This window comes from Ideonella flava, assembly GCF_051857595.1.
Lineage (GTDB): Bacteria > Pseudomonadota > Gammaproteobacteria > Burkholderiales > Burkholderiaceae_C > Ideonella.
In genome coordinates, this window is sequence record NZ_JBPZHD010000013.1 from 96,990 (window position 1) to 121,261 (window position 24,272).

Below are 24,272 nucleotides of genomic sequence, written 5' to 3' on the forward strand. Positions count from 1 at the left end.
CTCATTCCCTCCTCGTGGCATCGGCCCAAGGCCCCGGGGCGCATCCATGAGCGATCTGGACGACACCCTGGACCCGGCCCTCAGGAGCTGGGTCGAATCCGCCAACGAGCCGCTCACCGATTTCCCGCTGCAGAACCTGCCCTTCGGCCGCTTCCGCATCGCACCTGATGCCGGTTGGCGCCTGGGCGTGGCCATAGGCGACCAGGTGCTGGATCTGCAGACCTGCGGGCTGGTGGACACGGCCGACATGAACCAGCTGATGGCCCGGGGGCCGGCCGCGCGCCGGGCGCTGCGCTCGGCGCTGTCGCAGGGCCTGCGTGCCGGTTCGCCGTTGCAGTCGAGCTGGAAGGAGGCGCTGCATCCGCAGGCCGCCGTCGAAATGGGTGTGCCCTGCGAGATCGGCGACTACACCGACTTCTACACCAGCATCCACCACGCCACCACCGTGGGCCGGCAGTTCCGTCCGGACAACCCGCTGCTGCCGAACTACAAGTGGGTGCCCATCGGCTACCACGGCCGGTCCTCGACCATAGGCGTCAGCGGCCAATCGTTCCCGCGCCCCTGGGGCCAGACGCGAGCCGCCACCGCGCCCGAGGGCAGCCCGCCGAGCTTCGGGCCTTGCCGGCGGCTGGATTACGAACTGGAGCTGGGGGTGTTCATCGGCAGCGGCAATGCGCCCGGGTCACCGGTGCCCATCGCCAGCGCCGAGGATCAAGTCTTCGGACTGACGCTGTTCAACGACTGGAGCGCGCGCGACATCCAGGGCTGGGAGTACCAGCCGCTCGGCCCCTTCCTGTCGAAGAACTTCGCCAGCACGGTCTCGCCCTGGATCGTCACGATGGAGGCGCTCGCGCCATTCCGTCGGCCTTTCCACCGGGCCGAGGGCGACCCGGCGCCGCTACCCTACCTGGACTCGCCCGCCAACCGTGAACGGGGGGCGTTCGACATCCAGCTCGAGGTCTGGCTGCAGACGGCGCGCATGCGCGAGGCGGGCCATGCCGGCGACCGCATCTCGAGCTCGAACTACGCCGACGCCTACTGGACGGTGGCGCAGCTGGTCGCGCACCACACGGTCAACGGCTGTGCCCTGAGGCCGGGCGATCTCTTCGGCACGGGCACGCTTTCCGGCCCTGCTCCGGACCAGGGCGGCTCGCTGCTGGAGCTTTCGGCCGGCGGCAAGCAGCCGTTCACCTTGTCCACGGGCGAGCAGCGCAGCTTCCTGGAGGATGGCGACACCGTTATCCTCAAGGCGAGCTGCGAACGTGCAGGCACGCGCCGCATCGGCTTCGGCGAATGCCGCGGCACGGTGCTGCCGGCTGCCGCGTACCCGGCCTGATCAGGCGCGGGCCGTGGCGCGTGCGGAACCGCGAGCGCTGGCGGATGTCCGCGAGGGGGCGGCCGGCGGCTCCGCCATCGCAGCCTTCAGTTCGCGCCCCGCGGCCCGCATGGCCCGCGTGGTCGCGGTCTCGTAGGCCGCAACCGCTTTCTCGCGCAGCTCCACCGCCTTGGCCAGCGCCTGCTCGAAGCGCTCGGGCGTGTAGGTGTTCTCGGTGCCGATGTAGACGTTCACCCGGCGGGCGGGCTGACCGTAGCGGGGCAGGAGCACCGCGAGGCTGCAGTCCCGCACCCGGCCGCCACGGCGTTGCCGCACGATCGGGCCGGAGATGCCGACCGGCAGGTCGCTCGTCTTGTTGTGGTTGGGCCGCTGCTGCAGGCGCGAGGGCGCGGGCAGCTTGGCGATGCGGCGTATCAGTTCCTTGGTCGCCGCCTCCAGCGCCGCTTCGGCGCCGCTGCCGTCATTGGTGTGATCGGAGAACAGCTTGGTGCCGCCATAACGCAGCTGCCAGCCGTGGGTCGCAAGGTGGTCGATACGCTGGATGTTCTGCGGCACCTTGAACTTCTGGCCGCTGAAGATCACGACGTCACGGTATTTCATTGAGGGTCCTCGGTACAACATGATGAACCTCCCGTTCTTTGGGGAAAGTGTAACTACCTAACTGTCCACTGTGTGTCCCACTATGGAGGCAACAGTCGTTCCTTGGTACGTTGAACATAGGGGGTAGGTTCCCGGCAATCGCCGTGCCCGAGGCCAAAAGGGGGGTGGATCCCCGATTGACGGACAATTCCTCCATCGGGCCGGCATGGCCCGATTTTTCGTGTGACCGGTCGTTTTGCTGCGAGGAGGGGCCGCGTGGCCTTGTTGATGTTCAAGAACCTGGTGGTCTACCGCATCAGCGGCACCACCGGAGAAGCCTGGCCGGCGACGCTGGCCGATGTGGAGGCGGGCCTGGACAAGGCACGCTTCGTGCCGTGTGCGCCGACTCAACCCCTGTCTGCCGGCTGGGTGCCGCCGCGCGAGTCCTCTGCCGACGGCCAGCCCGGCACTGCGCCGCTGGTCGAATCGGTTGGCGGCCAGTGGCTGATGCGCCTGATGGTCGAGCAGAAGGTGCTCCCTTCGGCGGTGGTCAAGCGCCGCGTCGAGGAGCTGGCGCGCCAGGCCGAGGCCGCCACCGGCCGCAAGCCGGGCAAGCGGCAGGCCAAGGAGCTGAAGGAGGAGGCGGTGCTCGCACTGCTGCCGCTGGCCTTCACCAAGCAGGCCTCGGTCAATCTCTGGCTGGACCCGAAGGCGGCGCTGCTGATGATCGATGCCGGCAGCGCCAAGCGGGCGGAAGAAGCCGCCACGATGCTCGTCAAATCGCAGGATGGACTCGCCCTGCGCCTGGTGCAGACCGCGCTTTCGCCTGCCGCAGCGATGACGGCGTGGCTCGCGCAGGGCGAGGCGCCGGCCGGCTTCAGCGTCGACCGCGAATGCGAGCTGAAGTCCTCCGACGAGATGAAGTCGGTGGTGCGTTATGCGCGCCATCCGCTGGACACCGAAGAGGTCCGGGCCCACGTGCAGACTGGCGGCAAGCTGCCCACGCGACTGGCGATGACCTGGAAGGGCAAGGTGTCCTTCGTCCTGACCGACAGCCTGCAGATCAAGAAGCTCAGCGTCGACGACGGGCTGTTCGATGCCGGCAGCTCGCGCGGCGGCGACGAGGGCTTCGACGCCGACGCGGCCATCGCCACCGGCGAACTTCGCCAGCTCATTCCTGACCTCGTCAACGCCCTGGACGGCGAACTGGCGCCGGCCTGAGGCCGCGGGCGCCTGCACGGTAGCGCCGCTGCGGGCGTCTGGCTATGCTGACCGGCCGGGCTGCGCATGAACCTCACGCTCAAGATCAAGGCCGCGCTGGTCACCACGCTGGTGGTCGTGGGCGCTGTGTCGCTGGGCGGCTGGACCCTGTACCGCCAGCAGGCCAGCGACCATGCGGAGGTGCTGCGCATCCAGCAGGACGCCCTGGCCGATGCCATGGCGGCCGACGTCGACGAGAAGCTCGCTACCCATCTGGCACTGCTGGTGCGGGCATCGAAGCGGCTCGACGAATCCCACATCGTCCATCCCGCCGCCGGGGCCCGGTTTCTCGAGCAGGCGGCGCTGCGACCGCCTTTCGACGGCGTTGCCCTGATCGCTGCCGACGGCATGGTCGCGTCCAACGATCCGCCCAATGCCACGCCAGTCAGCATCGGGGACAGGGACTACTTCCGCCAGGCGCGGGTCACCGGGGTGCCGACCATCTCGCCGCCGGTGATGATGCGCACCGTCCAGCATCCCGCGGTGCTCATGACGGTGCCGCTGTTCGATGCCGACCACCGTTTCGTCGGCGCCCTGGCGGCCAGGCTGGACCTGCTGGGCGACAACATGCTGGGCCGGATGGGCCGCGCCCGCATCGGCCCGACCGGTCGCTACGAGATCGTCACCCACGACTCCTCGCCGATCTACGTGATGCAGCCTGACGCGTCGCGCCTGCTCAAGCCCGCGCCGACGCTGACGATGCTCGATGACCTGGACACCCGGGCCGACTTCGTCACCCGCCGAACGCTGCGCAAGGTGCCGTGGGAGCTGCGAATCGTGCTGCCGGCGCGCGAGGCTCACGGCCCCCTCCTGCGTGCGCGCCGCGCCTTGCTGACCTCGCTGGTGCTGCTGGCGGTGGGCACGGTGCTGGCGGTCAGTGCCGGCATCGGATGGCTCATGCAGCCGCTGGAGACCTTGTCGCAGGCCATGCGCCGCCAGCGCATGTCGCCCGACGAACGGGTGACCATAGACACAAGCGCCAGTGACGAGCGCGGCCAGCTGGCCCGCGAGTTCGAGGCCCTGATGGGCGAATTGCAGGCGCATCGGGCGGAGATGGCCGCCGTCAGCGACACGTCGCCGCTGGGGCTGTTCCGTGCCGGGCTCGACGGCCGGCTCACCTACGTCAACGATGCCTATCTGCGCATCCACGGCTTCAACTCGCGCGAGGAGGCGGAGCAAGGCTGGATCGACCTGCTGCCGCCCGACCAGCGCGAAGCAGCGCGCGCCGACTGGCGCCGAATCGTCAACGAGCCGGTGGGCATGCACGTGACGCGCCGGCTCAGGCGAGCGGATGGACGGCCGATCGTGGTGGTGGTTCGCAGCGCGCCGGTGGTCGTCAACCGCGTCGTGAAGGGCCACGTCGGGACCGTGTCCGACGCGACCGAACGCATCGAGGGCGAGCGGGCACTTCGCACGCTGACGGCGATCTTCGACGCGACGACCGACATCGTGCTGCAGACCGATCCGCACGGCCAGATGCTGTATGCCAACCTCGCCGCGCGGCGCATGCTGGGACTCACGCCGCAACAGCCGATCGGCCACCTCAACGCGCTGTCTTTCAACCCGCCGCAGACGGTGGCCCGGCACGCGGTGGAGATCGTTCCCGAAGCGCTCGAAAAGGGCGTCTGGGCAGGCGAGACGCTGCAGTGGGACGCGCAGCACCGCGAGCTGCTGGTCAGCCACCTGCTGATCGCGCATCGGGATCGCCACGGCAAGCTCGAGTACTTCTCGGCCATCCTGCGCGACATCACGGCTCAGCGTGCGGGACAGCAGGCGCTGCACCGCAGCGAGGCGGTGCTGCGCTCGGTGGCGGAGGTGGTCCCCATGGCGATCGCGGTGTTCGACCGCTCGTTGCACTGCCTCCTGGTCAACCAGGCGTTCGAGGCCAAGATCGGCCGCCCGCGCGAGCTGCTGCTCGGACGCGGCGCCCAGGAGGTGATGGGCAGCGAGGAGTTCGCCATCCGCGAGCCCTGGATTGCCCGCGCGCTGGCCGGCGAACGCGTGCGCTTCGAGCGCGACCATCCCGATCGCGACCAGCATCGCCACGTGCAGGTCGAGCACATCCCGCTTCTCGATGCCTCCGGCGAGGTGGAGGGTTTCGTCTCGGTCACGGCCGACCTCTCGGCCACGCGCGCCGAGGAGCGCCGCCTGCGTGACCTGGCCCAGACCGATCCGCTAACCGGGCTGCTCAACCGCACCGGCTTCGAGCAGGTGCTGGACGATCGTGCCGCACGCGCCCGCGACGACAGCGAAGCGGCAGAGCTCGTCGCCGTGCTCTACATCGATCTGGACCGATTCAAGCCGGTCAACGATGCCCACGGCCACGCGAGCGGCGACGCGCTACTGCAGGCCTTCGCGTCACGCCTGCGCACGCTCGTGCGTCCCACCGACACCATTGCCCGCCTCGGCGGCGACGAGTTCGTGATCGTGCTGGACGGCCTGCGCGAGCAGGCCAATGCCGTGCCGGTGGCCGAGAAGGTGGTCGCCGCGGCGCAGCAGCCCTTCGACGTAGGCATCGGGCCGCTGCTGCGCATCGGGGCGAGCGTCGGCGTGGCCTTCTGGCGGCCGGGGCACGAAGCCTGGCCAGACGTGGTCGCCCATGCCGACGCGATGCTCTACCGCGCCAAGGCCGGCGGGCGGGGCCGGGCCGCGTCGGCACTGGGCTGAACCCTGAAGCCGCTGCGCTGCACTGGCCCAGTGCGGCGCCGCACTGGCTTGGGGCTGCGTCGGGCGCGAACCGCCCGGCCGCGAGGTCGGATGTCCCACCCTGGTGCGCCTGGCCTGCTGCAAGTGGGTGCGGATCTTGAATCGCCTGGGGGATGGCTCCCCTCCCGCCCACCGCCGCCTCGCCGCCCCGCGCGCAGCAGGTCATCACGATCCGGCGCGACTACAACGCCTGGGTGGCGAGCGAGACGATCGAGGATTACGCGCTGCGCTTCACCCCGCGCTCGTTCCGCAAATGGTCGGAGTGGCGCGTGGCCAACACGGCCTTCGGAGCGGCGTCGTTCCTGGTGCTGGAGGCGGTCGGCGCGACGCTGCTGGTGCGCTACGGCTTCGTCAACGCCTTCTGGGCCATCGTGGCCACGGGCTTGATCGTCTTCGCCGCCGGATGGCCGATCAGCGTGTACGCCGCCCGGCACGGCGTCGACATGGACCTCCTCACGCGCGGGGCGGGCTTCGGCTACCTCGGATCGACGCTCACTTCGCTCATCTACGCCAGCTTCACCTTCATCTTCTTCGCCCTCGAGGCGGCGGTGATGGCCTATGCGCTGGAACTGGCCTTCGACATCCCGCCCGCCTGGGGCTACCTGCTCTGCGCGCTGGCGGTCATCCCGCTGGTCACCTACGGCGTCACCTGGATCAGCCGGCTGCAGGTGTGGACGCAGCCGCTATGGCTGGCGATGCTGCTGCTGCCTTACGGGGCCGTGCTGTGGCTCAACCCCGGCCTGCCGGCGCAGTTGATGGGACACGCGGGCGAGCAGGGCACGCCGGGCTTCACGCTGGCCGGCTTCGGCGCCGCGTTGACGGTGGGGATCGCGCTGATCACCCAGATGGGCGAGCAGGTCGATTACCTGCGCTTCATGCCCGAGCGCACGCAGGCCAACCGCCGGCGCTGGTGGGTGGCGGTGCTGGTGGGTGGCCCGGGCTGGGTGCTGCCGGGTGTGGCCAAGATGCTGGGCGGTGCGCTGCTGGCCTACCTGGCGCTCACGCACATGGTCTCGCCGGACCGCGCGGTGGATCCGAACCAGATGTACCTGGCGGCCTGGGAGCCGCTGATGCCGCACTACGGCTGGGCGGTGGCGGTGACGGCCTTGTTCGTCGTGATCTCCCAGCTGAAGATCAACGTCACCAACGCCTACGCCGGCTCGCTGGCCTGGTCGAACTTCTTCTCGCGCCTGACGCACAGCCACCCGGGCCGGGTGGTTTGGATGGTGTTCAACCTGCTCATCGCCCTGGTGCTGATGGAGCTCGACGTGTTCCAGGCGCTGGGCGGCGTGCTGGGGCTGTTCTCCAACATCGCCATCAGCTGGATCATCGCGGTGGTGGCCGATCTCGTCATCAACAAGCCGCTGGGCCTGAGCCCGCCGGGCATCGAGTTCCGCCGGGCCTACCTCTACGACGTGAACCCGGTCGGCGTGGGCGCGATGGCGCTGGCCTCGGTGCTTTCGGTGGCGGCCCACCTCGGCGCCTTCGGGCCGCTGGCTCAGGCCTTCTCGGCCATGATCGCGCTGGTCACGGCGCTCGTCGCCTCGCCGCTGATCGCCTGGGCGACGAAGGGGCGCTACTACCTTGCACGTCCCGTCGAGGACGGCAGCTATCAGCGCCTGAAACTCCAGCGTTGCGTGGTGTGCGAGCGCGAGTACGAGGGCGAGGACATGGCCGGCTGCCCGGCCTACGGCGGCCCGATCTGCTCGCTGTGCTGCACGCTGGACGCGCGTTGCGGCGACCGTTGCAAGCCGGTGCCTCGTTTCACCGACCAGCTCTGGGCGAGCTGGTCCGCCCTGATGCACCGCCTGCTGCCGCGCCGCTTCGTGACGCAGGTCGATTCGGGCCTGGGGCAGTACCTGCTGCTGATGGCCTTCATCGTGCCCTTGCTCGGGGCGCTGTTCGGCCTGCTTTACCACCAGGAGCTGCGTGCGCTGCAGTCGCGCGGGCTCGATGCGGCGCGCTGGCTGGAGCCGGCGCTGCGCTACGGCTTCCTCAAGGCGTATGCGGCCCTGCTGCTGGCGGCCGGCATCGTCGCCTGGTGGCTGGTGCTGGCGCAGCAGAGCCGCCGTGTCGCGCAGGAAGAGAGCCTGCGCCAGACGGAGGCCTTGCAGCGAGAGATCGACTCGCACCGCCAGACCGACCTCGCGCTGCAGCAGGCACGCCGCCGTGCCGACGCCGCCAACCGCGCCAAGACTCGCTACATCACCACCGTCAGCCACGAGCTGCGAACGCCGCTCAACAGCATCCTCGGCTATGCGCAGCTGCTCGAGGACGACCCGGCGATGCCCACCCACCGCCGCCATGCGGTGAGCGTCATCCGCCGCGGTGGCGACCACCTGCTGAGCCTCATCGAGGGCACGCTCGACCTGGCACGCATCGAGGCCGGCAAGCTGCGCCTCGAACAGAAGCCGATGCGCTTTCGCGAATGCGTCGAAGAGATCGCCGGCCTGTTCGAGCTGCAGGCGCAGTCCAAGGGCATCGCTTTCTCCTTCGAGCCCGAAGGAGTGCTGCCCGAGCTGGTGCGGGCCGACGAGAAGCGCCTGCGCCAGATCCTGATCAACCTGCTCGGCAACGCGGTGAAGTTCACCGCGCAGGGCCACGTGCGCTTTCGCATCTCGCACCGGCGCGAGATCGCCCGCGTCGAGATCGTCGACTCGGGCCCCGGCATGAGCGAGGACGAGCTGGAGCGCGTCTTCGAGCCCTTCGCCCGCGGCGCCGCCGGGGGGGCGGCGGTCGGCGGCACCGGCCTGGGACTGACCATCAGCAAGATGCTGACCGACCTGATGGGCGGCGAGATGCTCGTGGCCAGCAGGCCGGGGCAGGGCAGCACCTTCACCCTGCGACTGTTCCTGCCCGAGCTGCGCGTGGAAGGCCCGGCGGCACTGACGGCGCCCGGTGCCCGCCACGGCTACGAAGGGCCGCGCCGCACCATCCTCGTCATCGACAACGAGGAGGCCGACCGCCAGTTGCTGGCCGACCTGCTGATGCCGCTGGGCTTCGTGATCGAGACGGCGGCCAGCGGCGAGGAGGGCCTGGAGCGCGCAGCAGCGCTGCAGCCCGATGCGATCTTCGTCGACCTCGCGATGCCCGGCATCGACGGCTGGGAGACCATCCGCCGCCTGCGCGGCCATGCCGTCGAGCACCTGGCCCGGGTGCCGGTGGCGATCGTCTCCGCCAACGCCTTCGACCAGGGCCTGCCCAACGACGTCGGCCTGCCGCCGGCGGACTTCCTCGTCAAGCCGGTGCGCCTGCCCACGCTGCTCGACTGGCTGGGCCGCCGCCTCGATCTCCAGTGGCTGTCGCACGAACCCGTCGCGACGCCGCCGCCTGCGGCGCCCGCGCCGGAGGTCTGGCCATCGCGCGAGCGCCTGGCGGCCCTGCATGGCATGGTCAAGCTGGGCTACCTGCGCGGCATCACCGACCAGCTCGACGAGATCACGACGGCCGAACCCGCCAGCGCGAGCTGGGTCGCGAGGCAGCGAACACTGGCCCGCGAATTCCAGCTCGATGCGATGAACCGACTCCTAACGAGTGTCCTGGATGAACAGCCCCGCGCCTGACACCCCCGCCCTTGCGCTGGTCGATGCCACCGACGTCGTGCTCATCGTCGACGACGTGCCCGACAACCTGGCCGTGCTGCACGACGCGCTCGACGAATCCGGCTACACCGTGCTGGTGGCCACCTCGGGCGAAGCCGCGTTGAAGCTGGCTGCGCAGGCACCACCCGACATCGTGCTGCTCGACGCGATGATGCCGGGGCTGGATGGCTTCGAGGTCGCGCGGCGCCTGAAGGCCGACCCCGCCACCGCCGCGGTGCCGATCATCTTCATGACGGCCTTGAGCGAGACCGAGCACGTGCTCGAAGGCTTCGGTGCCGGCGGCGCCGACTACGTGACCAAGCCGATCCGCCCGCGCGAGGTGCTGGCCCGCATCGCCGCCCACCTGAACAGCGCCCGCAGCCAGCGCCAGGCCCGCCAGGCGCTCGATGCCTTCGGCCATGCGACGCTCGTGGTGCGCGAGCGGGACGGCCGCCGCATCTGGCAGACGGCCCTGGCGCGCGAGCTGCTGGGTCGCTACTTCGTCGACCTGCCGGACCATCTGGCGCCCGCCGAGCTGATGGCCTGGGTCAGCCGACAGGCCATCCGCCAGCGGGCCGGCGCCGAGGCGCAGACCATCACCATCCACCGAGGCGCCGGCCGGCTGACCTGCGCGATGCATCCGCTGGAGGACGCCCCCGCGTCCGACGGCCAATGGCTGATCGTGTTGCGCGAAGCCTCCGAGGCCGCGATGCTCGCCAGCTGGGTGCAGGCCTTCACGCTCACCACGCGCGAGGCCGAGGTGCTGTACTGGGTCATCCAGGGCAAGACCAACCGCGACATCGGCGACATCCTCGGCGCCAGCCCGGCGACGGTGAAGAAGCACCTGGAGCGCGTCTACGGCAAGCTGGGGGTCGAGACGCGCACCGCGGCGGCCAGCCTGGCGATGAGCCGGGCCAGGGGCTGAACCATCCTCAGTTCGCGCCGTCCAACCGCACCCAGCGCAGGTCCAGTGCGTTCCAAGGCGTGTGGACCACCTGCACGCCCTGGCGCATCGCCCAGGGCAGCATCTGCCGGTGCAGCGGGATGAGGTAGGCGCCCTCGTGCAGCTTCAGGAAGGCCGAGCGGATCATCGCGATGCGCTTGCCTGTGTCCATCTCGGTCTTCATGGCGTCGATCAGCCGGTCGATCTCGGGATCGGAGAAGCGGCCGGTGTTGAAGCGGCCGTCGCCGGTGGTGGTGCTCTCCGAATGGGCCACCAGGCTCAAGGGCGTCTGCGGGTCGTTGCCGGAGCCGCCTATGCCCACCATGAAGAGGCTCGTGTCGCGCTTGTCCAGCCGGGGTGAGTACGAGGCCATCGGCTCGGCATGCACGGGCGCCTTGATGCCGATGCGCGCCAGCATGGCCGAGATGGCGACGCACAGCTTCTCGTCGTTGACGTAGCGGTTGTTCGGGCAATCCAGGCGCACCTCGAAGCCCTGCGGATAGCCGGCCTCGGCCAACAGCTTGCGCGAAGCCGCCGGATCGAAGGGATAACGCGCCTCGGTCTCGGGCCCGCCCTGCGCCGGCGCGTAGCCTATCGAGCCGGCTGGCGCCGCGGAGCCGCGCATCACCTTGGCTCGCAAGGCGTCCACGTCAATCGCCTGGTAGAAGGCCAGCCGCACCCGACGGTCCTTGAACGGGTTCCTGCCCTTGACGCTGGAGTAGAGCAACTCGTCGCGGTGCTGGTCGAAGCCCAGGTGCAGCACGCGCCACTCCAGGCCTTCGACGACCTGGATGCCCTTCTCGCCGCGCAGCCGGTCGATGTCCTGCGGCGGCGGGTCCTGCACGATGTCCAGCTCGCCCGACAGCAGCGCCGCGATGCGCGTCGGGCCGCTGTTGATCGGCAGGTAGACGACCTGGTCGACCTTGCCGTCGAAGCTGCCCCAGTAGGCGGGGTTGCGGACCAGCACGGTGCGCACGCCGGGCTCGTAGGACTTGAGCATGTACGGCCCCGTGCCCATGGCGTGCCGCACGGCGTAGGTCTCTTCGCTGTCGGCATTCGACTGCGGCCGCGTGGCGCCGTGGGCCTCGGACCAGGCCTTGCTCATGATGGCAGCGGGCAGCAGGTGCTCCAGCAGCACCGGGTTGGGCGTCTGCAGCTCGAACTCGACCGTCCACTGATCGAGCTTGCGCGGCTTGCCCAGGCGCGTGGTGAGCGCGCGGTTGGAGGCATTGGCATGCTGCGAACGCAGCACCGAGAAGACGACGTCGTCGGCGGTGAGGGGCGTGCCGTCCTGGAATTTCACGCCCTTGCGCAGGTGGAAGCGCCAGTGCAGGGGATCGCGCACCTCCCAGGATTCGGCCAGCGCCGGCTCGAAGTTCGTGTCCTTGCCGCGTCGCACCAGCTGCTCGTAGATGAGCGCGGCGAAGTTCTGCGAGAAGGAGTCCGTGGCGGCGTGGAAGTCCAGGGTCAGCACATCGCCGGCGGTGGACCAGCGCAGCACGCGGTCGGCGGCCCGGGGTGCCGACGCGGCCAGGGCCAGCATGCTCAGGGCGATCGCGCGAACACAGGCTCCGATGCGCATGGCTGCCTCCTGGTGTGCGGGCGATCATAGATGTCGCCCCCGGGCTGTCAATTCGCGGCGGTGCTCGATGAACACGAGCGATGGCCCTTTTCTTGCGTGAAGTTGGCACGGTCCATCGGCCGGCGAAGGCCAGGCCCTGGGCTATCGTTCAGGCACGAAGAGGGGGGGCGTCGGTCGTGTTGTGGCGAGTGGTGTTCGGGCAGCGGGTGCGAGAGCCGGCCAACCTGTGGGCCGGTCCGTGGCACCCCAGCAAGGACCATGTGGAGCGCTGGGCGGCCTGGTTCCGCAGCCTGGGCCAGGATGCGCTGGTCCAGTCCAGCACCGACACCGGCGCGATGCTGCGCGAGCGGGGGAGGTCGGCAGACCTGGGCGGGCGCTGAGGCCCGCCATCGGCCTCAAGCCTGCAGCGCGCGTTGACGCCAGTCCGAAAGCACCCGCGTCCAGGATTCGCTCAGGCCTGCCTCTTCCTTGAGATCCGAGCGGGCGGGCGACTCTTCGTCCGACCAGGCCCAGGTCCAGGTGGCGCGGCCGTCTTCCTGCACGGTGGCCTCGAAGAAGCCCGCCAGCAGGCCGGCGGATTGCGCATCGCCCACCTCCGCCCTGAAGGTCTCGGCGTTGTAGGTGACGATGTTGCAGCCACTCTCCAGGCAGTAGCTGGCCAGGCTGAACCAGCGGGCGGCCAAGGGTTGTTGATCGTGGACGGCGAGCAGATCGGTGTCTTTCATGCCCGGATTGTCGGTGACGGCCGGATTGCCCTTGGAAGCCGGAGTGTGGTAGGGGCGAGCGACGGGGCACGGGGTCTGTACGCCATCCGGCGTATTTCTCGCCAAGGCGGCCTTGCCTAACCTGAGGGCGTTCCATCCACACGCTCTCGAGGAGTCCGCCCACATGCGTCCGACCCGCCGCACCTTCACCCAGTCGTTCAGCGCGCTCGCGCTGGGCGTCGCCGCCCTCGGCCTGCCCGGCTGGGCCCAGGCTGCCGACACCATCAAGGTGGGCGTGCTGCACAGCCTGTCGGGCACCATGGCCATCTCGGAGACGGTGCTCAAGGACACCGTGCTGATGGCCATCGACGAGATCAACGCCAAGGGTGGCCTGCTCGGCAAGAAGCTGGAGCCGGTGGTCGTGGACCCCGCCTCGAACTGGCCGCTGTTCGCCGAGAAGGCCAAGCAGCTCATCACCCAGGACAAGGTGGCCGTGGTCTTCGGCTGCTGGACCTCGGTCAGCCGCAAGTCGGTGCTGCCGGTGTTCGAGGAGACCAACTCGCTGCTGTTCTACCCCGTGCAGTACGAGGGCGAGGAGCTGAGCAAGAACGTCTTCTACACCGGTGCCGCGCCCAACCAGCAGGCCATTCCCGCGGTGGAATACCTGATGAGCAAGGACGGCGGCGGCGCCAAGCGCTTCGTGCTGCTGGGCACCGACTACGTCTACCCGCGCACGACGAACAAGATCCTGCGCGCCTTCCTGCACAGCAAGGGCGTGACCGACGCCGACATCATGGAGGAGTACACCCCGTTCGGGCACTCCGACTACCAGTCCATCATCGCCAAGATCAAGAAGTTCGCGGGCGAAGGCAAGAAGACGGCCGTCGTCTCCACCATCAACGGCGACTCCAACGTGCCCTTCTACAAGGAGCTGGGCAACCAGGGCCTGAAGGCGACGGACGTGCCGGTGGTGGCCTTCTCGGTCGGTGAGGAAGAGCTGCGCGGCGTGGACGCCAAGCCGCTGGTCGGCCACCTCGCGGCGTGGAACTACTTCATGTCGATCAAGAGCCCGGCCAACACCGAGTTCGTGAAGAAGTGGAGCGACTACGCCAAGGCCCACAACATCCCGGGCCACAAGGACAAGCCGCTGACCAACGACCCGATGGAGGCCACCTACATCGGCATCAACATGTGGGCGCAGGCGGTGACCAAGGCCAAGTCGACCGACACCGACAAGGTGATCGCCGCGATGGCCGGCCAGACCTTCAAGGCCCCGGGCGGCTTCACCAGCACGATGGACAAGGAGAACCACCACCTGTGGAAGCCGGTGTTCATCGGCGAGGTCAAGGCCGACGGCCAGTTCAACGTGGTGTGGAAGACCCCGGGCCCGGTGCAGGCCGACCCGTGGAGCGACTACATCCCGGAAAACAAGGGCAAGAAGAACGTCCCGGAAAAGAAGTAAGGCCCCCACGCCCCCTGCCAGGGGGCGCCTTGCAGGCCGCGCCGGGCCATCGGCCGGCCCCTCGCCGGGCGCGAGCAGTCCACTGGCCTGTTCACGTCCGGGGGGCTTTTGCAGCGGCTTCGCGCGAATCCCCTGGCTGGCAGGAGCGCAGTCGAAGCCCGGAGTTGCCCAATGTTTGTCTTTTGAATGTCTTGCTTGCGAGTTCTCATCGGCCTGTGCCTGGCCTGGGCCGCGATGTCCGCCCAGGCGCTGACGGCGCCGCAGGCGCGGGCCATCGCCTCGGGTGACACCGACGACCGCATCGCCGCGCTGAACGCGGCAGCGGCGGCGGGCGACCCCGGCCTGGCGAAGTTCGTCCAGGCCCTGCTCGACGATGCCGTGAAAGTCACGCCGGCGAACGTGCTGGTCGTGGAGGGTGACAAGGCGGTGGACGCGGCCACGGGCGCGCCGGCCGCCTTGCCAGGCGACGCGGAAGACGTCGTCAACAACAACCGAATGCGCGGCGCGCTGCAGGCGGCGTTCGCCTCCCTGCGCCTGCTGGCGCCCGAGCGCGAGGTGCGCGCTGCAGCCATCGCCGAGCTCGGCAGGCAATCGCTCGAAGAAGCGCAGCTGCCGCTGATCGAGAAGGCGCTGGCGGCCGAGAGCGACGCTGCGCTGAAAGCCAAGCTCGGCCTGATGCGCGCCGGCCTGCTGGTCAGCTCCAGCGATCCGGCCAAGCGCCTGGATGCGGCACGCGAGCTGGGCGACAGCGGCGAGTCGGCCGTCAAGGCGCTGCTGGCCGAACGCCTGGCACCTGGCGCCGAGCCGGACGATGCCGTGCGCGGCGCGCTGATCCAGTCGCTCGACCGCGTCTCCAGTCGCCTGGCCTGGGGCGAGCGGCTGGGCGTGGTCTTCACCGGGGTGAGCCTGGGCTCCATCCTGCTGCTCGTGGCGCTGGGCCTGGCCATCACCTACGGGCTGATGGGCGTGATCAACATGGCCCATGGCGAGCTGATGATGATCGGCGCCTACGCCACCTACGTGGTGCAGAACCTGTTCAGGGCTTACGCGCCCGGAGCCTTCGACTACTACCTCTGGGCCGCAGTGCCGGCATCCTTCCTCGCCTCGGCGCTGGTCGGCGCGGTGATGGAGCGCGGGGTGATCCGCTGGCTCTACGGCCGCCCGCTGGAGACGCTGCTGGCCACCTGGGGCATCAGCCTGGTGCTGATGCAGTCGGTGCGCTCGCTGTTCGGCGCCCAGAACGTGCCGGTCGAGAACCCGGCGTGGCTCTCGGGCGGCGTGGCGGCGGCCAGCAACCTGACGCTGCCCTTCAACCGCATCGCGATCGTGGCCTTCGCCTTCCTGGTGCTCGGCGGCGTGGCGCTGCTGATCGCGAAGACCCGCCTCGGCCTGTTCGTCCGCGGCGTCACCCAGAACCGCCGCATGGCCGCCTGCATGGGCGTCAACACGGCGCGCATCGACACCTACGCCTTCTCGCTCGGGGCCGGCATCGCGGGCCTGGCGGGCTGCGCGCTCAGCCAGGTCGGCAACGTCGGGCCCGACCTGGGCCAGGGCTACATCGTCGACTCCTTCATGGTCGTGGTGCTGGGCGGCGTGGGCCAGCTGGCCGGCACCGTGCTGGCGGCGCTGGGCCTGGGCGTGCTGAACAAGCTGCTCGAAGGCCTGGCCGGCGCCGTGCTGGCCAAGATCATGGTGCTGGTCTTCATCGTCGTGTTCATCCAGAAGCGGCCGCAGGGCTTGTTCGCGATGAAGGGCCGGAGTGCCGAAGCATGAAAGACGACACCTCGACATTGAACCGGCCCGTCACGCGGCTGCTTTCGCCCGCGGGCTGGGCGGCCGTCGCCATCGCCTTGCTGGTCGTTGCCGTGCTGGTGCCGCTGGCCAATCTCGCGGCGCCCGCCGGCAGCGCGCTGCACTTCAGCGACTACGCCGTGGGCCTGGTCGGCAAGATCATGTGCTACGCCATCTGCGCACTGGCGATGGACTTGATCTGGGGCTACACGGGCATCCTGTCCCTGGGCCACGGCCTGTTCTTCGCGCTCGGCGGCTATGCGATGGGCATGTACCTCATGCGCCAGATCGGCCGCGACGGCAACTACGCGAGCGACCTGCCGGATTTCATGGTCTTTCTCGACTGGAAGACGCTGCCCTGGCACTGGGCCGGTTCGGCCAGCTTAGCTTTCCAGCTCGCCATGGTGGTGGTCGTGCCCGCGCTGCTCGCCTTCGTGTTCGGCTTCTTCGCATTCCGCTCGCGCATCAAGGGCGTGTACTTCTCGATCATCACGCAGGCGATGACCTTCGCCGCGATGCTCCTGTTCTTCCGCAACGAGACCGGCTTCGGCGGCAACAACGGCTTCACCGACTTCAAGCGCATCGCCGGCATCCCGATCGCCACGGCGTCGACCCGCATGGTGCTGTTCGTCACCACCGGCTGCGTGCTGATCGGCTTCTTCCTGATGGCGCGCGCCATCGTCGCCAGCAAGTTCGGCCGCGTGCTGCAGGCCATCCGTGATGCCGAGACGCGGGTCATGTTCTCGGGCTACGACCCGCTGGCCTACAAGCTCGCGATCTGGACGCTCTCGGCGGTGATGTGCGGCGTGGCCGGTGCGTTGTACGTGCCGCAGGTGGGCATCATCAACCCGGGCGAGATGAGCCCGGCCGCGTCGATCGAGATGGCCGTCTGGGCGGCGGTCGGCGGCCGCGCGACGCTCATCGGCCCCATCGTGGGCGCCTTCTTCGTCAACGGCGCCAAGAGCTGGTTCACCCAGATCGTGCCGGAGTTCTGGCTGTACTTCCTCGGCGCCCTGTTCATCGCGGTGACGCTGTTCCTGCCGAACGGCCTGGTGGGTCTCGCTTCCGCCTGGAAGCGCCGCAAGAGGGGTGACGCATGACGCCGGACCTGCAGGCAGCCGGCGCCGAGGCGCTGCAGCGCTGGCGCGAGAAGGAGCAGGCCGCGGGGGCCTCCGGCGGGCGCAGCGCAGGCTATGGGCGGCTGGTGACGCGCCACGAGCCTGACTTCGCCCACGGCGTGGCCCTGTACCTGGACGACATCACCGTCAGCTTCGACGGCTTCAAGGCACTCAATGCGCTCAGCCTGGCCATCAACGTCGGCGAGCTGCGCTGCATCATCGGCCCCAACGGCGCGGGCAAGACCACGATGATGGACGTCATCACCGGCAAGACCCGGCCCGACACCGGCAGCGCCAGCTTCGGCGCCAACATCGACCTGCTGCGCCTGCGCGAGAACGAGATCGCGCAGATAGGCATCGGCCGCAAGTTCCAGAAGCCCACGGTCTACGAGCAGCTCACCGTGTTCGAGAACCTCGAGCTCGCGCTGGCGGCCGACCGCCGCGTGCGCGCGAGCCTGTTCTCGCGGCTCGGTGGCGCGGAGTTCGACCGCATCGCCGAGGTGATGACGCTCATCCACCTCTTGCCTGAAGCGCACCGCACCGCCGGGCTGCTGAGCCACGGCCAGAAGCAGTGGCTGGAGATCGGCATGCTGCTGATGCAGGATCCGAAGCTGCTGCTGCTGGACGAGCCCGTGGCCGGCATGACCGACGAAGAGACCGAGCGCACGGCCGAGCTTTTCCTCTCGCTCGAAGGGCAGCACTCGCTCGTCGTGGTCGAGCACGACATGGCCTTCGTCGAGCAGCTCACCGAGGGCTGGAAGAAGGTGACCGTGCTGCACGAAGGCCGTGTGCTGGCCGAAGGCCCGCTGGCCGAGGTGCAGGCCAACGAGCAGGTGGTGGAAGTCTATTTGGGGCGCTGATGCTCGTCGTCGATTCACTCAACCAGTTCTACGGTGGCTCGCACATCCTGCGAGGCGTGGGCTTCGAAGCGAAGCTCGGCGAGGTCACGGTCGTGCTCGGGCGCAACGGCGTGGGCAAGACCACGCTGCTCAAGAGCCTGATGGGCGTGGTGCCGGTCAAGAGCGGCAGCATCAAGCTCGATGGCGCCGACATCACGCGCGCCACCCCGTACGAGCGCGCACGCCTGGGCATCGGCTACGTGCCGCAGGGCCGCGAGGTCTTCGGCCGGCTGACGGTGGAGGACAACCTGCGCATGGGCCTGGCCACACAGCCGGGCGGCACGCCGATCCCGCCCGAACTCTTCGAGCTCTTCCCGGTGCTCAAGCAGATGCTCGCCCGGCGCGGCGGCGACCTCTCCGGCGGCCAGCAGCAGCAACTCGCCATCGCCCGCGCGCTGGCCACCGGCCCCAAGCTGCTGATCCTCGACGAGCCCACCGAGGGCATCCAGCCCAGCATCATCAAGGACATCGGCCGCGTCATCCGCATGCTGGCCGACCGCAAGACCATGGCCATCGTGCTGGTCGAGCAGTACTACGACTTCGCCGCCGGCCTGGCCGACCAGTACCTCGTGATGGAGCGCGGCGAGGTCGTCGCGCGCGGCCGCGGCCATGAGATGGAGGCCCACGGCGTGCGCTCGATGATGTCGATCTGACCGCTAGGGATGGCTGCGTGTCCGGCAGCCCGCTACGCTGCTTGCTCGTTTCGATCTGGAAGTACGAGATGAACAGCGCAAGACGGACGATTCGCGCCGTGGCCGTCCTGGCCGGCGGCCTGATGCTCGGCGCGGCCGCGATGGCCGGCGGGGTGACCCTCGACACCAACCTGCTGCGAAACGGCGGCGCCGAGAAGGGCGAGGGATCTGCCGACGGCAGCGATGTCCTGCCGGTGCCGAAGTGGACGACCGAAGGCAACTTCACGGTCGTGCTCTACGGGGCGCCCGATTTCCCTTCCCAGGACAGCCCGGGCCCGGCCAAGCGCGGCCTGAACTTCTTCGCTGGCGGACCCGGCAATGCGCTGTCGTCGATGTCGCGGACGCTGAACCTGAAATCCTTGTCGGCGCAGATCGACGCGGGCCTGTTGCAAGCCACGCTCAAGGGCTATCTGGGCGGCTACGGCAGCCAGGGGGACCATGCCGACGTGAGCGTGACCTACCTCGACGCGAATGGCGCGCAGCTGGGCACGCTGGCCCTGCAGACGGTGACAGCGGCCGATCGCTCCAACCAGACCGGCCTGTTCAAGCGCGGCGCGGTCGGCGACGTGCCGGCGGGCGCCCGAACGGCCCGGGTGGCGGTGGTCATGACGCGCGCGGAGGGCAGCTACAACGACGGCTACGCAGACGCGCTGTCGCTCGTTCTCAGCACCAAGCCCTGATCAGGCGGCGGGCGCGGTGACTCCGGCCGTCCTGCATTCAACCGGCCGAATCGAACACCACCGCCTGCGCGCGACCCTGGCGTTTGGCGGCGTAGAGCGCGGCGTCGGCCTGGCGCAGGGCCGAGTCGATGTCGTGGTCGTCGGCGAGCACCACGGCGGCGCCCAGGCTGATGGCGCAACGAAGCTCGCGGCCTTCGAAGGCAAGGGGGGCGGCGGCCACGCGGGCGGGTAGCCGCGTGGCGACCGCACGCGCATCCGCCACGCCGGTGAGCAGGATGGCGAACTCGTCGCCGCCGATGCGGGCCATGAGGTCGTCGCCTCGCAGTTGCTGCCGGCCCAGGCGCGCCAGGTGGCAGAGCATCGCGTCGCCGGCCGCGTGGCCATGGTGGTCGTTGACCTGCTTGAAGTGGTCGATGTCGAACAGCAGCACGGCCACCGGTGCGTTGCTCAAGCGCGCCTCTTCCAGCGCGGCGGTGGCGCGCTCGATGAAACAGCGGCGGTTGAGCAGGCCGGTCAGCGGGTCGGTCTGGGCCAGCTCGCGCAGGCCATGCTCCAGGCGCTTGCGGTCGGTGATGTCGAAGATGGCGCCCGCCTGCCCGGCCACCTGGCCACGCTCGTCGCGGAACACCGCCTTGTGGAAGATCACGTCGCGCAGGCTGCCATCGGCCCAACGCACCTGCGCCTCGTAGACCTGCCTCCCGCCGCTGGCCAGCAGCCGGCGGTCGGCCTGCTCGTACACCTCGGCCAGCCGCGGCGGCGCGACGTCGTGCACCGTCTTGCCGACGATCTGCTCGCGCGCCAGACCGAGGTAGTCGATGAACGCCTGGTTGCAGCCGGTGTACAGCCCCTGGGCGTCCTTGGCGAAGATGGGCGCGGGGATGTTGTCGAGGCTGGCCTGCATCGCGTGCAGGCTGGACTGCAGGGACTGCAGGCGCGCTGCTGCGGCTGCTGGAGCATCCGCTTGGACGAGTGCGCGGTGCAGGGCCCTTTCCAGGCCCGCGGCGTCGTCGCGCGCCACGGCGTCGGCGGCCCCTAGGGCCCACCAGCGCTCGTGGTCGCGGCTGCCGGGTGGCAACAGGGCGATCCAGCGGCCGCACCAGACGGCCATGTCCAGCCGCGCGAGCGCGTCTTCAGCCGCGGCGGTGTCGTTCACGTCGACCAGGAGCAGCGCTCCCGGCTCTGCGCAGCGCCCCCGCACGAGGGCCGGGAGCTCGTCGGTGCCTGCGGCGACCGCCGCCAGGGACCACGTGTGGTCACAGCGTGCGGCCAGCCAGGCGGGCAGGTTGGTGTTGGGCGAGTCGGCGAGCAGCAGCAGGAGCACGGGGGCGGGCAAGAAGGCGCTTGCCATGATCGATCGTTCAGTGTTCGGCGCCCGGATTGTGCCGACGCCCGGCGGGCCTCCCGGCTCCGCCGGACCCGAGCTTCTACCTACACTGCCGTCGATGGATTCCAGTGAAAGCACTTTCCGCGTCGCCGTGGTCGGCGCCGGTCCCGCCGGATTGAGGGCCGCCGAGGTGCTCGCCGCCGGCGGCGCCCAGGTCGACGTCTTCGACGCCATGCCCTCGGTCGGCCGCAAGTTCCTGCTCGCGGGCAAGGGCGGCTTGAACCTCACCCACTCGGAGCCGCTGCCGGGCTTCGTGCAGCGGTATGGGCAGCGCGCCGGCATCGTCGGCCGCTGGCTGGAGGCCTTCGGGCCGCAGGCCTTGCGGGACTGGGCCGCGGGGCTGGGCATCGAAACCTTCGTCGGCAGCTCGGGCCGCGTGTTCCCGGCCGAGATGAAGGCCGCGCCCTTGCTGCGCGCCTGGCTGCATCGGCTGCGCGCTGCCGGCGTGCGTCTGCACATGCGGCATCGCTGGCAGCCGGGGTTGGACACCACGCCTGAAGGCGAGCGCGTGCTCCGCTTCGAGACCCCGGATCGCCTGGTGGAGCATCGCGCGGATGCGTTGCTGCTGGCGCTGGGCGGCGGCAGCTGGTCGCGGCTGGGCTCGGATGGAAGCTGGATGCCGGCATTGCAGGCCGCGGGCGTGGCATGCCAGCCGCTGCGTCCTTCCAACTGCGGTTTCGACATCGGCTGGAGCGAGCACCTCGCGGGCCGGCATGCCGGCGCTCCGCTCAAGGGGGTCCGGCTGGATTTCGAGGGTCAGGACGGCCGTGTGTTTCACCGCAAGGGCGAATGCGTGCTCACGGCCACCGGACTCGAAGGCAGCCTCGTCTATGCGGCTTCCGCCCTGTTGCGCGACGAGATCGACGCCACCGGTGCCGCCCACGTCACCCTGGACCTGCTGCCCGATCGTTCGCCGGAAGAGCTGGCCACGGCCTTGGCCCGTGGCCGCGGCGCACGCTCGTTCGCCAACCACCTGCGCGAGCAGACCCACCTGCATGGCGCGAAGGCCGGCCTGCTGCGCGAAGGGCTCGATGCCGCCGAATGGCAGACGCTCACCCAGGATGCGGTGGCCATGGCCCGTCGCATCAAGGCCGTTCCACTGACCCTGCGCGCCACCCGTCCGCTGGACGAAGCGATCAGCAGCGCCGGCGGCATCCTCCTGCAGGCGCTGGACGAGCAATTGCAACTCCAGGGTCATCCCGGCGTGGCCTGTGCCGGCGAGATGCTCGACTGGGAGGCGCCCACCGGCGGCTATCTGCTCACGGCCTGTTTCGCCAGCGGCCACGTCGCGGCATCAGGCTTGCTCGGCGGGTGGGCCGCCAGGCGCACCTGATGGGAGACTGGCCAGGATGAAGATCTCCACCACCGACGACGATTTCGCGCTCATGTTCGACCTGGCCCCGGTGTCGCTCTGGCTGGAGGACTTCAGCGGCCTGGCCCGCCTGTTCGCCCGCTGGCGCGAGGAGGGCGTGACCGACCTGCGAAGCCATCTGCGCGCCGACCGCACGCGTATCTCGCTTTGCACCCGCGAGCTGAAGGTGCTGCAGGTGAACCGCCGCACGCTCGAGCTCTTCGGCGCACCGGATGCCGACGCGCTGCTGGCCGGCCTCGGCCGCGTCTTCCGCGACGACATGCTGGATCATCATGTCGAGGAGCTCGTGCAGCTGTGGAGCGGCGCCCTGAGCTACGGCAGCCAGACGGTGAACTACACGCTCGACGGCCGCAGGCTCGACGTGAACCTGCAGGTGCGCGTGCTGCCCGGTCATGAGCACACCTGGAATCGCGTTCTGCTCTCGCTGGAGGACGTGAGCGGGCGCGAGCAGGCGCGACGAGCGCTGGAACGCAGCCAGCGCTACGCGCAAGGCCTGTTCGAGCACTCGCCGGTGTCGCTCTGGGTCGAGGACTTCAGCGCGGTCAAGCGCCTGCTCGACGAGGTCCGCGACCAGGGCATCCAGGATTTCCGCGTCTTCACCGACGTGCATCCGGAGTTTGTCGAGCGCTGCATGTCCGAGATCCGCGTCATCGACATCAACCACCAGACGCTGACCCTGTTCCGCGCACCCGACAAGCCCACGCTGCTGAAAAGCCTGTCGCAGATCTTCCGCGACGAGATGCGCCGCCCCTTCACCGAGCAGCTGATCGAGTTGTGGAGCGGCAAGCTGCACCAGCAGCGCGAGACGGTGAACTACGCGCTGGATGGCGAGCCCCTGCACGTGCACCTGCAGTTCGCGGTGCTGCCGGGCCACGAGAACGACTGGTCGCTGGTCCAGGTGTCGCTGACCGACATCACCGCCCGCAAGCGGGCCGAAAGCTACCTCGAGTTCCTGGGCAAGCACGATGCGCTGACCAAGCTGCGCAACCGCTCGTTCTTCGACGACGAGCTGAACCGGCTGGAGCGCAAGCAGGTCCAGCCGGTGGCGCTGCTGGTGATCGACCTCAACGGCCTGAAGCAGGTCAATGACGAGCGCGGGCATCGCGCCGGCGATGCGCTGCTGCGCCGGGTCGGCGAGGTGCTGGGCAAGGCCACCAACGCGCCCGCCACCGCCGCGCGCATCGGCGGCGACGAGTTCGCGGTGCTCATCCCCGCGGGCGACGAGCAGGCGGCGGAGACTTACCTCGCCACGCTGCACGAGCTGGTCGAGCTGAACAACCAGTTCCACAGCGGCGACCCCCTGCGCTTCTCGGTCGGCATGGCCGTTTCGCAGCCGGGCGAGCGGCTGGAGGCGGCGCTGCACCGCGCCGACGGGCAGATGTACCGGCAGAAGAAGGCCTTCCACGCCAACGCCGCGAACGACCGCCGCAAGGAGTGAAGCGATGACGATCACCGTCCACCACCTCAACAACTCGCGCTCCCAGCGGGTGCTCTGGCTGCTCGAGGAGCTGGGGCTGCCTTACGAGATCAAGCACTACAAGCGTGATCCGAAGACCATGCTGGCGCCGCCTGCGCTGAAGGCGGTGCACCCGCTGGGCAAGTCGCCGGTGATCACCGACGGCGACGCCACGCTCGCCGAGTCCGGCGCCATCATCGAGTACCTGCTGGACCGTTACGGCGAAGGCCGGTTGCGGCCGGCCGCGGGCGCGCCCGAGCGGCTGCGCTTCACTTACTGGCTGCATTTCGCCGAAGGCTCGGCGATGAACCCGCTGCTGATGAAGCTGGTGTTCAACCGCATCCTCAACGCGCCCATGCCCTTCTTCGCCAAGCCCATCGCACGCAGCATCGCGGTCAAGGTGCTCGATGGCTTCGTGCACCCGAACATCCGGGCGCAGCTCGACTACATGGAAGCCGAGCTCGCCAAGACCGAATGGTTCGCCGGCCCCGAGTTCAGCGCGGCGGACATCCAGATGAGCTTCCCGCTCGAGGCGGCGGCGCACCGCGCCGGTCTGGACGACAGCCGGCCGCGGCTGTGGGGCTTCCTGCAGCGCATTCACGCCCGCCCGGCCTACCACCGCGCGCTGGAGCGCGGCGGGCCTTACGACTACGCCAGGGAATGAAAAAAGGGCGGGTCTGAGCGACCCGCCCTGTCAAGGTGCCCGGCTGACCCGGGCGAGGAGTGT

19 protein-coding genes are annotated in these 24,272 nt (G+C 69.4%); 15 read left to right on the top strand and 4 right to left on the bottom strand.

Annotated elements, in window-relative coordinates; translation table 11 throughout:
* Positions 1-46 precede the first annotated feature (46 nt).
* Positions 47-1,336, top strand: coding sequence for a fumarylacetoacetase (gene fahA, locus ACS5PM_RS26165; protein ID WP_439390770.1), 1,290 nt, complete (start codon positions 47-49; stop codon positions 1,334-1,336).
* Here the strand turns inward: fahA and ACS5PM_RS26170 are convergent, their stop codons facing one another.
* On the bottom strand, positions 1,337-1,936 hold the full coding sequence (locus ACS5PM_RS26170; protein WP_439390771.1) for a hypothetical protein: 600 nt from the start codon (positions 1,934-1,936) through the stop codon (positions 1,337-1,339).
* A gap of 255 nt (positions 1,937-2,191) precedes the next feature.
* Between ACS5PM_RS26170 and ACS5PM_RS26175 the strand changes: the two genes are divergently transcribed.
* The 4 genes from ACS5PM_RS26175 (at position 2,192) to ACS5PM_RS26190 (ending at position 10,387) form a co-directional block, all read left to right on the top strand.
* Positions 2,192-3,136: a recombination-associated protein RdgC gene (locus tag ACS5PM_RS26175; protein ID WP_439390772.1), complete on the top strand. Its 945-nt coding sequence runs from the start codon at positions 2,192-2,194 to the stop codon at positions 3,134-3,136.
* A 66-nt stretch (positions 3,137-3,202) separates the two neighbouring features.
* Positions 3,203-5,842, top strand: a complete 2,640-nt coding sequence (locus tag ACS5PM_RS26180; RefSeq protein WP_439390773.1) for a diguanylate cyclase domain-containing protein — start codon at positions 3,203-3,205, stop codon at positions 5,840-5,842.
* A 152-nt stretch (positions 5,843-5,994) separates the two neighbouring features.
* Positions 5,995-9,444, top strand: coding sequence for a hybrid sensor histidine kinase/response regulator (locus ACS5PM_RS26185; protein WP_439390774.1), 3,450 nt, complete (start codon positions 5,995-5,997; stop codon positions 9,442-9,444).
* Positions 9,425-10,387: a response regulator gene (locus tag ACS5PM_RS26190; RefSeq protein ID WP_439390775.1), complete on the top strand. Its 963-nt coding sequence runs from the start codon at positions 9,425-9,427 to the stop codon at positions 10,385-10,387. The genes ACS5PM_RS26185 and ACS5PM_RS26190 overlap by 20 nt, the downstream gene beginning before the upstream one ends.
* Before the next feature lie 7 nt (positions 10,388-10,394).
* Here ACS5PM_RS26190 and ACS5PM_RS26195 read toward each other — a convergent pair whose 3' ends face one another.
* A complete protein-coding gene (locus ACS5PM_RS26195) occupies positions 10,395-11,987 on the bottom strand; it encodes an ABC transporter substrate-binding protein (RefSeq protein ID WP_439390776.1) in 1,593 nt (530 codons plus the stop codon).
* A 176-nt stretch (positions 11,988-12,163) separates the two neighbouring features.
* Here ACS5PM_RS26195 and ACS5PM_RS26200 point away from each other — a divergent pair, with 176 nt between their 5' ends.
* The gene (locus ACS5PM_RS26200) at positions 12,164-12,367 is read left to right on the top strand and encodes a hypothetical protein (protein ID WP_439390777.1); all 204 of its coding nucleotides are present in this window, start codon (positions 12,164-12,166) and stop codon (positions 12,365-12,367) included.
* Positions 12,368-12,382: 15 nt separating this feature from the next.
* Here the strand turns inward: ACS5PM_RS26200 and ACS5PM_RS26205 are convergent, their stop codons facing one another.
* Positions 12,383-12,712, bottom strand: coding sequence for a hypothetical protein (locus tag ACS5PM_RS26205; protein WP_439390778.1), 330 nt, complete (start codon positions 12,710-12,712; stop codon positions 12,383-12,385).
* A 163-nt stretch (positions 12,713-12,875) separates the two neighbouring features.
* On the opposite strand from ACS5PM_RS26205, the gene urtA reads away from it, so the two are divergent.
* The 6 genes from urtA to ACS5PM_RS26235 all read left to right on the top strand — a co-directional run bounded on the left by urtA (position 12,876) and on the right by ACS5PM_RS26235 (position 19,333).
* Positions 12,876-14,153, top strand: a complete 1,278-nt coding sequence (gene urtA, locus ACS5PM_RS26210) for an urea ABC transporter substrate-binding protein (RefSeq protein ID WP_439390779.1) — start codon at positions 12,876-12,878, stop codon at positions 14,151-14,153.
* Positions 14,154-14,339: 186 nt separating this feature from the next.
* A complete protein-coding gene (gene urtB / locus ACS5PM_RS26215; RefSeq protein WP_439390780.1) occupies positions 14,340-15,926 on the top strand; it encodes an urea ABC transporter permease subunit UrtB in 1,587 nt (528 codons plus the stop codon).
* Positions 15,923-17,044, top strand: coding sequence for an urea ABC transporter permease subunit UrtC (urtC, locus tag ACS5PM_RS26220; protein ID WP_439390781.1), 1,122 nt, complete (start codon positions 15,923-15,925; stop codon positions 17,042-17,044). Before urtB ends, urtC begins: the two co-directional genes overlap by 4 nt.
* The gene (gene urtD, locus ACS5PM_RS26225) at positions 17,041-17,922 is read left to right on the top strand and encodes an urea ABC transporter ATP-binding protein UrtD (protein WP_439390783.1); all 882 of its coding nucleotides are present in this window, start codon (positions 17,041-17,043) and stop codon (positions 17,920-17,922) included. Before urtC ends, urtD begins: the two co-directional genes overlap by 4 nt.
* Complete coding sequence (gene urtE, locus ACS5PM_RS26230) at positions 17,922-18,614, top strand: urea ABC transporter ATP-binding subunit UrtE (RefSeq protein WP_439390785.1); 693 nt, start codon at positions 17,922-17,924, stop codon at positions 18,612-18,614. Before urtD ends, urtE begins: the two co-directional genes overlap by 1 nt.
* Positions 18,615-18,682: 68 nt before the next feature.
* Positions 18,683-19,333 (top strand): PEP-CTERM sorting domain-containing protein, encoded by a 651-nt coding sequence (locus tag ACS5PM_RS26235; protein WP_439390786.1) that lies wholly within the window; start codon positions 18,683-18,685, stop codon positions 19,331-19,333.
* A gap of 37 nt (positions 19,334-19,370) precedes the next feature.
* Here the strand turns inward: ACS5PM_RS26235 and ACS5PM_RS26240 are convergent, their stop codons facing one another.
* Positions 19,371-20,681, bottom strand: a complete 1,311-nt coding sequence (locus ACS5PM_RS26240; RefSeq protein WP_439390787.1) for a GGDEF domain-containing protein — start codon at positions 20,679-20,681, stop codon at positions 19,371-19,373.
* 94 nt (positions 20,682-20,775) lie between these two features.
* Here ACS5PM_RS26240 and ACS5PM_RS26245 point away from each other — a divergent pair, with 94 nt between their 5' ends.
* The 3 genes from ACS5PM_RS26245 to ACS5PM_RS26255 are packed head-to-tail and all read left to right on the top strand — an operon-like array spanning position 20,776 to position 24,209.
* Complete coding sequence (locus tag ACS5PM_RS26245; RefSeq protein WP_439390788.1) at positions 20,776-22,050, top strand: TIGR03862 family flavoprotein; 1,275 nt, start codon at positions 20,776-20,778, stop codon at positions 22,048-22,050.
* A gap of 16 nt (positions 22,051-22,066) precedes the next feature.
* Complete coding sequence (locus tag ACS5PM_RS26250; RefSeq protein WP_439390789.1) at positions 22,067-23,527, top strand: sensor domain-containing diguanylate cyclase; 1,461 nt, start codon at positions 22,067-22,069, stop codon at positions 23,525-23,527.
* A 4-nt stretch (positions 23,528-23,531) separates the two neighbouring features.
* Entirely contained in the window at positions 23,532-24,209 is a 678-nt protein-coding gene (locus ACS5PM_RS26255; RefSeq protein ID WP_439390790.1) for a glutathione S-transferase family protein, read from the top strand.
* Positions 24,210-24,272 lie beyond the last annotated feature (63 nt).

Bases quoted from the DNA above. Each gene is read 5' to 3' on its own strand.
- ACS5PM_RS26205 (WP_439390778.1), bottom strand. From the start codon at position 12,712: ATGAAAGACACCGATCTGCTCGCCGTCCACGATCAACAACCCTTGGCC.
- urtE (WP_439390785.1), top strand. From the start codon at position 17,922: ATGCTCGTCGTCGATTCACTCAACCAGTTCTACGGTGGCTCGCACATC.
- ACS5PM_RS26245 (WP_439390788.1), top strand. From the start codon at position 20,776: ATGGATTCCAGTGAAAGCACTTTCCGCGTCGCCGTGGTCGGCGCCGGT.
- ACS5PM_RS26190 (WP_439390775.1), top strand. From the start codon at position 9,425: ATGAACAGCCCCGCGCCTGACACCCCCGCCCTTGCGCTGGTCGATGCC.
- ACS5PM_RS26255 (WP_439390790.1), top strand. From the start codon at position 23,532: ATGACGATCACCGTCCACCACCTCAACAACTCGCGCTCCCAGCGGGTG.
- ACS5PM_RS26185 (WP_439390774.1), top strand. From the start codon at position 5,995: ATGGCTCCCCTCCCGCCCACCGCCGCCTCGCCGCCCCGCGCGCAGCAG.
- urtA (WP_439390779.1), top strand. From the start codon at position 12,876: ATGCGTCCGACCCGCCGCACCTTCACCCAGTCGTTCAGCGCGCTCGCG.
- fahA (WP_439390770.1), top strand. From the start codon at position 47: ATGAGCGATCTGGACGACACCCTGGACCCGGCCCTCAGGAGCTGGGTC.
- urtD (WP_439390783.1), top strand. From the start codon at position 17,041: ATGACGCCGGACCTGCAGGCAGCCGGCGCCGAGGCGCTGCAGCGCTGG.
- ACS5PM_RS26235 (WP_439390786.1), top strand. From the start codon at position 18,683: ATGAACAGCGCAAGACGGACGATTCGCGCCGTGGCCGTCCTGGCCGGC.
- ACS5PM_RS26240 (WP_439390787.1), bottom strand. From the start codon at position 20,681: ATGGCAAGCGCCTTCTTGCCCGCCCCCGTGCTCCTGCTGCTGCTCGCC.
- ACS5PM_RS26250 (WP_439390789.1), top strand. From the start codon at position 22,067: ATGAAGATCTCCACCACCGACGACGATTTCGCGCTCATGTTCGACCTG.
- ACS5PM_RS26180 (WP_439390773.1), top strand. From the start codon at position 3,203: ATGAACCTCACGCTCAAGATCAAGGCCGCGCTGGTCACCACGCTGGTG.
- ACS5PM_RS26170 (WP_439390771.1), bottom strand. From the start codon at position 1,936: ATGAAATACCGTGACGTCGTGATCTTCAGCGGCCAGAAGTTCAAGGTG.
- urtC (WP_439390781.1), top strand. From the start codon at position 15,923: ATGAAAGACGACACCTCGACATTGAACCGGCCCGTCACGCGGCTGCTT.
- ACS5PM_RS26195 (WP_439390776.1), bottom strand. From the start codon at position 11,987: ATGCGCATCGGAGCCTGTGTTCGCGCGATCGCCCTGAGCATGCTGGCC.
- urtB (WP_439390780.1), top strand. From the start codon at position 14,340: ATGTCTTGCTTGCGAGTTCTCATCGGCCTGTGCCTGGCCTGGGCCGCG.